The sequence below is a fragment of the Streptomyces pratensis genome (assembly GCF_037137275.1).
Lineage (GTDB): Bacteria > Actinomycetota > Actinomycetes > Streptomycetales > Streptomycetaceae > Streptomyces > Streptomyces pratensis_B.
In genome coordinates, this window is record NZ_JBBBEN010000087.1 from 82,507 (window position 1) to 95,375 (window position 12,869).

The following is a 12,869-nucleotide window of genomic DNA, read 5'->3' on the forward strand; positions in this document are numbered from 1 at the left end:
GGCTCCACCAAGGCGGCGACGTCGACAAGCAGTCCGCGGTGCTTTCGGCCCGGAGCGTCTCACGGCACGCGGGCTGCCCCCGACACCACACGCATACCCAGCCCCCGCACCCGGTAGATGCACGTATCGTCGCCCCACAGCGACGCGTCCGCCACGGCATAGGGCCCCAGTGCGTCCACGCCGCTCTCCACGACGTCCATGTCCACCCGGATCAGTCGGCTGGACGGAGTGATCTGGCCGCGATACGTCCAGGCCACCTCGCGGCCGGGCAGCACCGGTTCGAACCTGGGGCGGGGGACGCCCTCGGCCGCGCCGCTTTCGAGCAGGTGGTACTGGAGCAGTTGGCACATGGCCTCGATGCCCAACGAGCCGGGCTGTACCGGGTCCTGGAAGAAGTGGGCCCGGAAGAACCAGGCGTCCGGGCGTACGTCCTTCTCCGACCGCAACCGGCCCAGTCCCGCGCTTCCGCCGTCCGGCCAGTAGCCAGTGATCCGGTCCAGCATCATCAACATCGGCCCCGGCAGGCGCGGTTCCCCGGCGCAGTGTCGGGCAGGACGGGCGGTCAGATCGACCACATGACCGTACGGCTCCTTCAGACGGGCCCGGTCGTCCGACGATGTCGCGAGACCCTGCTGGTCGTCGAAGGCCGACCGAGGGAAGTAACCGAAAACGGTGGTGAGTGCGAACACGGGCACATCGTCGGCCGTGCACGTCACCCGGAACGACTCGATGACCATGTCTCCGCTGCTTGAGACGCTTGTCAGTTCGGCCCTGGTACGGACCGTAAGCGTCGCAGGGGTGACCTCGCCGGTGACCGTTCCCGACCCGTCGAGGTTGCGGAACAGCAAGTCCGCCCCGGTGGTCAAGGCGCTGCCCGCGTACGAGGCCAACCACCCGCAGGGCTGTAGTGCGGCCTCCATGAGGACGGCGAACGGCATCGAGCGGCCACCGCTCTGCTCGAAATACCAAGCCCGGTCCGGCACGTCGTACTCGGCAACGACGACGCTGCCCTCCCGCATCCCGCCCTGCGGACCGTCCACCGACACGATCCGGCTCATGAAGTGGTAAGGCGGGCCGGGGAGCCGGGCGACCCTGCGGACGCCGTCGAAGGGCTCGTACATCGCGCCGAACGCCTCGCTCGGCCTGCCCCAGGCACACGCCATCAACGAGGCGTAATCGAAGGGGAACCCGTCGGCCGCCGCTGCCACCGGCTTCTCCTCCCGGTGCCCGGCCAGCCCGCCGAGGCGCGGCAGCGGTACCGGGACTCCGCCGGCCTGCACGGCGGGTGGGCCCAGATGCCGCCAGTGCGACAGCGGCCAGTCGGGGACCAGCCGGAGCGCCATGTCGCGGCCCAGGAACGCCCTCACCCCGTCCACCGAGCCGAGGACGTCCGCGTAGAGCGTCGGCACCGGCCCGGCCGAGACACCGCGCACGAACACCTCGTAGACGACCTGCTGGTCCTCCGGGGTCGCCTGCCCCCGGCACATCGCCCTGGAGGGGTGTTCGCTGACCGGTTCGAAGCGCCAGCCGTCCCGGTCGATGGTGAAGCCCATGGCCGCCAGATAGAACGCCATCGCCTGGAGGCCGCCCTGCAGCATCAAGGTGCCCGGCATGCAGGGGTCGTTCTTGAAGTGGCCGGTGAAGAACCAGTCGTCCGGGGACAACGAGGTCTCGGCGCGCAGGTATCCTCGCCCCCACGGCCCTCCGGCGGGGTCGAACGCGGTGACCTCGTCCAACAGCCGCAGACGGTCCCCGTCGAGCCTCGGCGAGCGGACATGAGCCGCTGTCGCCTCCCAGCCGGGCCCGAAGCAGTCCGCAGGCCGCCCCCGCACCAGTGCTCCCACCCGGTCCACGCCGAAACGGGTCCGTTCGCAGCGTACGGCCGGCGGGTCGAGCGGCAGGTCGTCGCCGGGCGCGTGCTCGCCGGGTTCCCAGCGCACACCACCGCTGTCGGCGAGCTCCGCGGGGGTGAAGAACCCGGCCTGGCCCTCGCGGACACTGAGCCGCAGCTCACCGTCCACGAAGCAGTCGTAGTGGAAGAAGGCCAGCCGGACCCCGTCCGCCTCCGCGTGGCCGTCCACATGGATCTCGAAGCACAGGGTGTCGCCGGGTCGCGGCGGGCCGCCGTGGAAGGTCACCTCGCAGCCGAGGAGTCGGTAGGCGCGCTCGCCCCGGTTGAGGAGGTCGACACCGAGCCAGCTGAGCAGAAGCAGGTCGGCCTGGCCCGCCTCGATCAGCACGCCGGCCGGCATGCGGCCCGTGGAGTCCAGGTACCAGCTGTCGGGCAGGACGTCGGTCTCCGTCCAGATCCTCCCGTCCGTGCGGACCGGTTCCGGCAGGGCGAGCGCTGCGGGCACCGCGTCGATGCCTGTCACCCGGTCGGCGAACAGCATGGGCGGTCCGGGCATCCGGGTCTGTACCTCGTATCCGTCCTGTTCGGTGAAGCGCGGGCCGAAATGGGTGGAGACCTCGTGGGAGGCGAGGTGCTCCAGTTGGGCGCGGTCGAACGTCGGCCCCGGCTTCGGAGCCGGTGCCGGCACCCGGGAAGCGGGCAGCGGACGTGGCACGGACCGCATCGGGGCCTGGGGCGAAGGCTCGGTGGGCGGAGGCGGCGCAGCAGGGCCGGACGGTCGTACGGGAGCGCGGCCGGGCCCGGAACTCGTCGGGCCGAGGGTGGTCAGCGCCGTGACGGCGAGCGCGGACACCCGCAGGAACCGCTGGTGGGCCTCGGTGTGCGCGGCCATCACCTCCTGGTGCAGCGTGGCGACCCGCAGACTCTGCCGGGCGGACGCGGCCCGCACCCCGGTCGTCCCCGGCCCCTGGTCGCCTGCGGCAGGCGGCCGGGAGGGCTGTCCCGCAGCGGGAGAAGACACGGCGACGGCGGTCGGGGCGGGGCGGCGGCCGGGGAGCCGGTCCGGTGCGATGGCGGAATCGTCGGGCAGGCCGGGGCGCCGGTCCGGTACCGGGGCCAGCTCGGGGGCCCGGGGCAGAACGGTCACGGCAGGCTCCAGGTGCGGTAGGCGCGGAGAGGGGGGCACGGGGACGGTGACGGTGGGGCCGGGCCGCGGGAGTTCTGTCGCGGCCTCGGCGAGCCGGGCGAGCAACGTGTCGGCCTGCACCGGCACACCGGCGACGACGAGTTCGCCGACCGCGAGACACAGTTGCCGCAACCCGACGTCGCCCGGGGCGTCCAGCGCGACGGCCACATGCTCCCGGTCACCGAGCACCCGCTTGATCCATCCGGTGCAGAGCCTTCGCGGCCCGTGCTCCACGAAGACCCGGACACCGTCCGCCCACGCCTGCTCGACCGTGGCCGCGAAGTCGATCGTGCCGAGTCCCTGAGCGGTGAGCGCCTCAGCGGCCCGCTCGGTCGTCGGCCGGTACGCTCGCCCGGTCGCCCCGCTGTAGAACCGAATCCCGGGCACATCGACCGTGGGACGACGGTGAGCCTCGCGCCACACCTCGCGGACCTCCGCCAACTCCGGGGCGTGGGCCGCCAGGTCGTAGTCCAGCTCGATCGCCCGGTCGGCGCCGATCCTGGCCACGACGGCCGCGCACGCCCGGGACTCGCCACCGATGACACATACCCCGGGCGCGTTCACCGCCATCAGATGGACCGCGGCCTCCGCGGCGAGCTGCGCGCGGACGGTTTCCAGGGGCGCGCCGACCAGGTAGCTCGACCATCGGGAGCCCTGGATGCCCCGCCGCTGCCAGTAGCGCCGGACCGCCCGCAGCTCACCCGTGAGTTCGGTCGTGAAAAGGCCGCTGTCCCGGGTGGCTTCGTGCAGCCCCGAGGCATCAGGCCAGGCCCCCAGGGCGACCAGCGCCGTCGACTCTCCCGAGGAGTACCCGAGCGCGGCGTCCGGCCGCAGCCCGAGCACCTCCCGGCTGAACACTGTGTGAAAGGACGCCAGTTCGGCGGCGGCCCAAATCCGGCCGAGCACTTCGGGCTCCGTCCGGGACCGCAGCCGCGTACCCGTGGCCCCGTGCTCCTCACGGACCCGCTCGCCCAGCGAAGGCAGGGCGAGCGCCAGCTCATGGCCCATCCCCGGGTAGGCGGCCGAGCCGTTCGTGTACACGAAGGCGGTCTGCCCGGTGACCGGCCCGTCCCGGTACAGCACGTCGGCCGGCCGGACCCCGCCCTCCGTCAGCCAGCGGCGGGCGGCCTCCCTGCGGTCCGGCGGCATGGTGTCGCCGTCGACCACGAGCGCCAGCCGGGCCGGGCCGGCCGAGGACTCCTTCCCGGCCTCCAGCGCGGCCAGCACCTCCCGACGGTCGGCGCCGGAGAAGACGTGCAGGCGCGGAGCCGGACCCCGCAGCCACGGCCGGGCGTCGCCCGCGCGCAGCCGTACGCTCGCGGCAGGCCCTTCCATCGGAGTGACCACGGCCCGCGCGGTGAGCGGGACGGCCGCGGTGTCCGCGGGTTCGCCCGGACGGGGTACGGCGCGGTGCTGGAGCGACAGCGCCGCGACCGCCACGGAGACCAGCCCGGACGCGGCATGAGCACGCCCGAAGGCCGACGCCGGATCGAACACCGCGCCGAGGCCGTCGCCGATGACCATGTCAGGTTCGTCGGCGGCCTCCTCGTCCAGCAGGGCGACGACGGTGTCGCCGTCCCTGCGCGCGGCGTCCAGGGGTTTGAGGACCAGGACGACGGCGGCATCCCCGAGCTCGCCCTCGCGACCGAGTTCCCGCTGGGCGGCCCGGTGAACCGCCTCGCAGGACAGGTCGGTGGCGCCGACGAGAGCGGCGTCGGCCTCCCCCGACCGGATGGACCGGGCCGCGATCTCCAGTGCGACCAGTCCGGACGCCTCCTCTGCGGACACCGTGAACCCGGGCCCTGCCAGATCCAGTTGCGTGCTGATGCGGTTCGCCGCGAGGTTCGGCATGCTGCCCACCACGCCTTCCGCCGTCATGGGCGGAGCGAACGCCTCCCGCGCGAGATCTGCCGACGCCACGGTGACCGGCGTCTCCGACTCCTCCAACCAGTACGGAACCCGCCAGCGGGCGCCTGCGCGGGCCACCTCGGGGTCCACCCCCGTACCGATGACCACCATGGTCCGCTCGCGAGGCAGGCTCACCGTCCGCACGGCCTCCCGGGCGGCCTCCAACACCAGGAGCTGATGGCGCACGGTCCGCTCCAGTCCCAGGGGCGGGAAGCACAGGTCCGTCAGTTCCACGGCGATCTCCGCGACGGGACCGCGCCGCTCACCGCCCAACACCGCCCGGCGGAAGTCCTCAAGCGACGTCCCTTCGCCTACCCGGGCGCCGACGGCAACGATCGCCACCGGTGTACGGGGGCCCGGCGCGTCGAGCGCCGGGACCGGGGCCGTCGCACGGGCGGATGGCCCGCCGCGCCGGACGGCGGACACGGGCGGGTGCATCGGCCGGGGCACGGCGGACGGGGGAGAGTCGTCCGAAGCGTCGACGATGAGATGGGCGTTGGTCCCGCCGAACCCGAACGCGCTCACCGCGGCCCTGCGCCGCCCCTCCCATTCCTCCGGCGCGGTCAGCACCCGCAACGGCGTGCCAGCCAGCACGTCCAGCGGCCGACCGGCGCCCAGGGACGCCGGACGAACTGCCGCACGCATCGCACCGATCACCTTCAGCAGCCCCGCCACCCCCGCCGAGGCCAGCAGGTGCCCCACGTTCGACTTCGCCGAACCGATGGGCACGTCCTCACCCGACCCGAAGACTCGGGCCATGCTGCGCGCTTCCACCGCGTCCCCGACCGGCGTCCCCGTGGCGTGGCACTCGATGAGCGACACCGACTCGGGCGCGACGCCCGCCATGTCGTACGCCAGACGCATGGCCCGTACCTGGCCCTCTTGCGAGGGGCTGATCAGCCCGGAACCACGCCCGTCGTTGGACAGCCCCACACCGCGGATCACGCCGAACACGGGCAGGCCGGCGGCACGAGCCTCGGACAACCGCATCAGGGCGACGAATCCGGCGCCCTCTCCGTGCACCAGCCCGTCCGCGTCCCGGTGGAAGGGGCGGCTGCGTCCCGTGCGGCTCGTCGCGGACAGGCCGCAGAACCCCACGTGGAGGTAGAGGGGGTCAGGGCGGCTGACCGCACCGGCCACCATCAGGTCGGCCGTGCCGTCATGCAGCCGGTCGCACGCCAGCTTGATCGCGTACAACGAGGACGCGCACGCGGCGTCAAGGGACCACGCCCCCGCGCCGAGCCCGAGCGCGCGGGCCGCGATCCGGGCTGGCAGCCCGGAGGAGAAGCGGTTGCGGGCGTCCGGGCGCGCACGGCGCCCACCCATCAGCAGAGCATCACGGAGCGGGGGCCGCTGTGCGGACAGCCAGACGTGTTCGGCGAAGGCCGCCCCGGCGGGTGTGGGGTACGACAGGTTTCCCAGCACCAGCCCTGCCCGCGGCAGTGGGCCCGCGCGGCCCGCTTCGACGAGCGCCTGCCGCACCCCGTACAGGACCCAGTGGAAGAGCGGGTCCAGTGACGCGATGCGCTCCGGGCGGATGGGGAAGCCTCCCGGATCGAAGACGGACTCGAACCCGTGGACGTAACCGCCGACATCTGTCCAGGTGCGGTCGACGTGATCGTCCACGGAGCCCATGGCCCAGTGGCGCGGCAGCCGCCATCGGCCCGCCGGGGCGGCCGACAGGCTCATGCGGCCGGCGGCGAGATTGTCCCAGAACGTGTCCGGGTCCAGCGCGCCGGGCAGTACGCAGCCCCGGCCGACGACGGCGATCGGTTCGAAATGCATGCAGGTCTCACTTCACGGCTGGGCAGGGGCCGGGGACGGGGTCAGGAAGGGCGGCGGACGAGTTCGACACCGATCAGTTCCAGCCGGACGGACCCGTCGGCGTCGATCAGCGCCGCGTCGCAGCGCGCACCCGTGTCGTGCGCCTTCCGGCCCCGCACCACACACCGCGCGGCGCCGTGCACCGGGCCGCGCCGGTGCACCCGGCACTCGGCGACGGCCATCGGCAGCGTCGCCGCCCCGAGCACCTCCTCACCCCAGAGCAGGGCGAGTTGGAGCGCGCCGTCCACGGCGGCCGGGTCGAGCGGCCAGTGCTCACCCGCCCAGTCCAGGGCGCGCAGGCCCGCGACGGTCGCCTCGGCTCCGTACTGCGAGACACCGCGCACCGTGCGCAACGCGTGGAACCGGGGGCCGTGGAAGAGGACCTTCCCGTCGTACGGATCGGCCCGGTCGAGAGGCTTCAAGCCGTCCGGGGTGCCCCACGCGGCCGCATCGGGCTCCCCGTCCCCGGTGTTCAGGACGGTCCGGAAGTGAGCCAGGCCGTCCTCGCCCCGCAGCTCCGCCTCCAGACCCGACGGTGAACCGGGCGCGCCGCGGCTGCCGAGCACGGTGGGCCGATGGCCCACGCCAAGCAGTTCCGGCAGGTCGTACTTCTTGTACACCCGCAGATCGCAAAGGACGAACTGTCCGGCAGCCGGCAGCCAGGCCGTAGCCGCGCCCGCGAACCAGTTCAGGACCAGGGCCACGGGCAGCACGGGAACTCCGGCGGGCGCGTGGTCGGCCAGCTGCGGCAGGGTGTCCGAGCGGACGAGCAGCTGTGCGCGACGCGGCTCAGCGGCCGGGGACAGGGCGGCCGGGTCGTCCCCGGCGGCCAGAACGACGCGGGCCTCACCGGCGGTCCCGTCCAGCTCGGCCGTGAAGGCCGCAGCGCCTTGGTCCAGCGGGATGAGCGGGACCCCGGACCGGCCGAAACGCGCGGCCAGGGCAGGAGTGACCATGCCGCCCTGCCAGGGGCCCCAGGCCACGCACCTCACCAGGCAGCCGGGACGGCGGGCCTGCTCCGCCGACGCGACCTGATGAAGGACCTCGTTGGCCATGGCGTAATCGCTCTGCCCCGGGTTGCCGAAAACGCCGGCCACCGAGGAGAACAGGCAGATAGTGTCCAGGGGATCGTCCGCCGTCGCCGCCAGCAGCGCCCGCAGACCGTCCACCTTGGTGGACATCACCAGTTCGGCCTGCTCGTCGGTCTTGTCGACGATCCGCTTATCGGCCAGCACTCCCGCACCGTGCACGATGCCGGTGACCGGCCCCCACGTGTCGCGCACGTCGCGCAGGGCGACCGCGAGGGCGTCGCCGTCGCGGATATCCACCTGGACGTACCGGACGGGGGACCCCGCCGCCTCCAACCCCGCCAGTGTCGCCTGCACCTCGCGCGCGGCCAGGATCTCCCGGGCCCGCTCCGCGATGCGGGCGGGTGACAAGTCCGCCGCGTCCCCGGCCGAGCGCTCCGCGAGCAGACGGGTGAGCGTCGGTTCATCGGTCACCGTCGCCAGTCCGGCAGGCTCGGCGGCCAGGTCCGTCCTGCCCAGCAGCACGATCCGTGGACGGTGGGTCCTGGCCAGGTCGAGCAAGGCCGCGGCAGTCACCCCGCGGGCTCCTCCGGTGGCCACGATCACGGACGTGGCGGAGATCCGCCGTGCGTCGCCAGGCGTCGCGGGCTCAGGCGTCATCCGCAGGAGGGCGCGGGTGCCGTCCGCTCGGAGGCCGACCTCCACGTCGACTCCGCCTTCGAGCAGTTCCCGCACGATCGCCTCGGCAACCTCCTCGTCGCCCCGACCGCCCCGCTCGCAGTCGACGACCTTGACCGAGGCGTCCGGCCACTCCTTCGCCGCGGTCCTGGTCAGACCGGCGACCCCGCCGAGCCACGCGCGGCCGGGGGCGTGGCCGCCGAGCCCGAAGTCGCCCCCGGTGTCCTGGACGGTCACGAACAGCCCGCCGCCTCCGGCCGCTCGTGCCGCCACGGCACGCGCCGCGCGGAGTGCCGACCGGTGGACCTCCCGCGCCTCGTCCGGAGTGCCGCTCGCGGTGAGCCCGCCGAGATGGACGACACCGCGTGCGGCTGCGGGCACTTCCGCCACAGCGCTTGCGTCCACGCCGCGCTCCGTCAGCTTCCGGGCGACGAGGCCGACGATCCCGCACTCGCCCGGGCCCTCGCCGGTCACCACGACGGGCCCGTCCAGCAGGCCCGCCGTGGCCAGCCCGGACGCCGACGACTCCACCGTGCGCGGTACCAGCCTGGTCAGTGGCGTCCGCTCGCCTGCCCCGGTGCGCGGGGCGGGCGGTTCGGGCACCTCGGAGAGGGCGGGGGCATCGGCGGTTTTGGAGGGCCCGTCATGCTCACGGGACTTTGCCGCGGCGGAGGCCACCACGTCCGTCAGGGGCCTGGGCACGGCGCGGGCGCCCGGCTCCGGGGCCTCGGGAGGACGGACGCCGCCGGTGAGCGCCTCGACGATCTCGCGCAGCGTACGGAGCTTGCCGAACCGCCCGACGTCTCCCGTCGCCACGTCACCCACCTGCCGGCGTACGGCTGACAGGATCTCGACGCGCTTGATGGAGTCGACGCCCAGATCGGCCTCCAGCTCCATGTCCACGTTGAGCATGGCGGTGGGATAGCCGGTGAGCCGGGCCACCACCGACAGGAGCAGTTCCTCCAGCTCCACCGGCGACGGAGGCGCCGCATCGTCGGCGGGAGCGGGGGCCGCCGCCGGTGTGGGGGAAGACACCGATCCGGCCCCGGCGGATGCGGAGGCTGGTACGGGCGCGGCTGCCGGGGCTCCGGTCGTGACCGGAGCGGGCGTCGCCACGGGTACCGGTGCACGCCGGGGCGACGAGGGACCGGGCAGCGGCAGCGGGGGAGTCGGTACGTCCATCATCTCACCCGCGTGCGCCCCCCCGAGCATCGCGGCCAGGGTCGTCTCGGTCATCCGCAGAAAAGCCACATGGCTGTCCGTCAGCATGCGTTGGCAGGCGGCGTGGGTCTCCGCCGTCTGCCGCTGGACACTCTCGACGGCGGCGAACCAGTCACCGCCGACGGCGCCCCCGGCCCCGGCGTTGTCAGAGGCCTCGGCCTCTGACGCCGGTTCGATCTCCGGCCGCCAGGGGGCGGCAGCCGCCCCGTACGCCGACGGCTGCGAGGTGTCGGCCGGAGAGGAAGCGGACGCGGGCATGGGAACCGCCGGGGTGTCGGACGCGTATGCGTGTACAAGGGAAGACTGAGGTCGGCGTTCCGGCTCGGCGGTCGCGGCGCGGGCCGGAGGGATCTGACCGCAGTTGGCTCCGCTGATCTTCACGGTCATTCGGGGCTCGCGCTCCTTCGCTGAGGTTTTGGGCGGGGTGTATGGCGCCCAGAGAATGTCGAGATCCAGAGGGACACCGCGTACGGCGAGTTCGCCGAGCGCGGCGTGCAGGGTGTCGGCCCCGGGCCGGGCCGGCCGGTCCAGGGGGACGGCCGCGTGCTCACGGTCGCCGAGGATCTGTCCGACCAGGCCGCTCAGCGCGGTGCCCGCGCCGACCTCGACGAAGGTGCGTACCCCCGCCGCGTACATCGCCTCGATCTGCTCCTGGAAGAGCACCGGGGAGGCGAGATGACGGGCGATCCGGCGGCGCACCTCGTCGGGGGACGACGGGTACCGCGCCCCGTCCGCGTTGCCGTAGACCTCGATGCCGGGCTCCGAGAGCGGCACCGTGCGCAGGTACGCGGCGAGCGGCTCGACGGCCGGGGCGACCAACGGGCTGTGAAAGGCGGTCGACGTGGCCAGCCGACGGGTGGCGACGCCCTTGGCCGAGAACGCCTTCACGGCATGCCCGACCGCCTCCACCGATCCCGAGAGCACCACTTGGCGCGGGGCGTTGTGGTTGGCGGGCCAGATGTCGCCGAACCCGACGTCGGCCAGCACCTCCGCCACGTGCGAGCGGTCCGTCGCTACTGCCAGCATCGCGCCCGGGGCGAGAGCCGCGTCCCGCATCAGCTCACCGCGGCGACGGGCCAGACTCACCAGCGCCGTGGCGTCCAGCGCACCCGCGCAGTGCAACGCCACCAGCTCACCGAAGCTGTGACCCGCCACGCAGTCCGGCCGCAGCCCCAGCTCGCGCACCACCTCCAGCAGGGCGAGCGCGTGCACCGCGAGCGCGGGCTGTGCCCACTCGGTGGCATCCAGCAGGGCCCGCCGGGCGGCTCGTTCCTCGTCGGTGAAGGAGGGCGGGGGGAACACGACCCGGTGCAGGGGCTGTCCGTCGAAGCGGGGGCCGCCCAACCGGTCCCACACCGCCTGGGCGGTCGGCGACAGCATCGCGAGATCGGCCCCCATCCCGACGTACTGGGACCCCTGCCCGGGAAACAGGAAACCGATGCGGCCGGGTGCGGCCTTCCCGTACGCGTACCGAACACCGGCGGGCGTGGAGAACGCCGCGTCGGGGCGCCGCCGGATCAGCCCGATGGCCTGCTCGTACTTCTCCCGCAGGTCCTCCGTATCCGTGGCGACGACGGCCAGTCGCATCCGGGCGGCGGGCGAGAAGGAGACGTGGCTCTCGCGTGCCGACGCGGCCAGCGGGCGGCCGTCTTCCGTCCGGGGCGGTGCCAGGTCCGACGGGGAGTCGCCGCTGAACAGTACGAGTTCGCTCGGGGCGGAGCGATGGCGCAGGGCCGCACGGCCCGGCGTGCCCGAGGGAACGTACTCCTCCAGCGTGACGTGGAAGTTGCTGCCGCCGAAGCCGAAACTCGACACCGCCGCCCGGCGCGGATGACCGGCCGGCCGCACCCAGGGGCGGGCCTGGGTGTTGACGTAGAACGGGCCGTCCGGGGCGGCGGCCGCCGGGTTCGGCCGTTCGACCTTGACAGTCGGCGGCAGCACCTTGTGATGCAGGGCCATCACCGCCTTGAGAAGCCCCGCCGCGCCCGCCGCACACTTGGTGTGGCCGATCTGCGACTTGACGGAGCCGATCGCGCACCACTGCCCGTCCGTACGGCCTGCCGCTCCGAACACCTCCCTGAGCGCGACCAGTTCGGCGGTGTCCCCGGCCTTCGTCCCGGTGCCGTGCGCCTCGACCAACTCCACGGTCTCCGGTCCGTAGCCCGCCTCCTCGTAGGCGCGTCGCAGAGCCCGCGCCTGACCACCGGGCAGCGGGGCGTAGATCGCCGTGCTCCTGCCGTCGGACGAGGAGCCGATGCCGCGGATCACCGCGTGAATCCGATCGCCGTCACGCTCCGCATCGGACAACCGCCTCAGCGCGTACATGACGACTGCCTCGCCGAGCATGGTCCCGTCGGCCGCGGCCGAGAACGGCCGGCAGTCACCGCTGGGGGACAGCGCGGGCGTCTTGGAGAAGCACAGGAACATGCCGATGTCGTTGCCGGTGTCCACGCCGCCGCTGATCACCAGGTCGGCCCGGCCGAGGGACAGCTCGCCGACAGCGGTCGACAGGGCCGCCAAGGAACTGGCGCAGGCGGCGTCGGTGGTGTGGTTGATGCCGTGCAGATCGAACCGGTTGGCGATCCGGCCCGCGACGACATTGCCCAGCAGCCCGGGAAAGGACGACTCCTGCCAGGGCTCGAAGCGGGCCGAGATGCGATCGCACACGGCTTGGGCCTCGGTCTCCCCGAGTCCGCTCTCCCGCAGCCCCGCGAGCCACGCGGGACGCTGAGTGCGCCCGTACATATGCGGAAGGAGTTCGAGGGCGGCCGCGCCGAGGACGACGCCGGTCCGGTCACGGTCGACCCCGTCCGTACCGCCGGCGTCCGTCAGCACCTGGTCGGCGACCATCAGGGCGAGCAACTGGGAGGTGTCCGTCGCCGGCAGATTGGCGGGGGGCACCCCGTAAGCCATCGGGTCGAAGTCCACCTCGGAAAGGAAGGCGCCCCGACGGGCGTACGTCTTGTCGGGGGCGGCCGGGTCCGGGTCGTAGTGGTCCTCCACGCGCCAGCGGGAGGCCGGCACCTCGGTGATCAGGTCGTGGCCGCCCGTCACGATCCGCCAGTAACCGGCCGCGTCCGTCGCGCCGGGTACCAACGCGCCTACGCCGACCACGGCGATGGGGGTCTGGTGGGGGGTTGAGCCGGACACTGTCCCTCCTCGGGGTCGTGCT

Annotated in this window: 2 protein-coding genes; both read right to left on the reverse strand. The window is 73.4% G+C overall.

Features of this window, described 5'->3' with window-relative positions; all coding sequences use genetic code 11:
• Window positions 1–59: 59 nt before the first annotated feature.
• Entirely contained in the window at window positions 60–6,731 is a 6,672-nt protein-coding gene (locus V9U70_RS13500) for a beta-ketoacyl synthase N-terminal-like domain-containing protein (RefSeq protein WP_336675079.1), read from the reverse strand.
• A gap of 41 nt (window positions 6,732–6,772) precedes the next feature.
• Complete coding sequence (locus V9U70_RS13505; RefSeq protein WP_336675081.1) at window positions 6,773–12,847, reverse strand: SDR family NAD(P)-dependent oxidoreductase; 6,075 nt, start codon at window positions 12,845–12,847, stop codon at window positions 6,773–6,775.
• Window positions 12,848–12,869 lie beyond the last annotated feature (22 nt).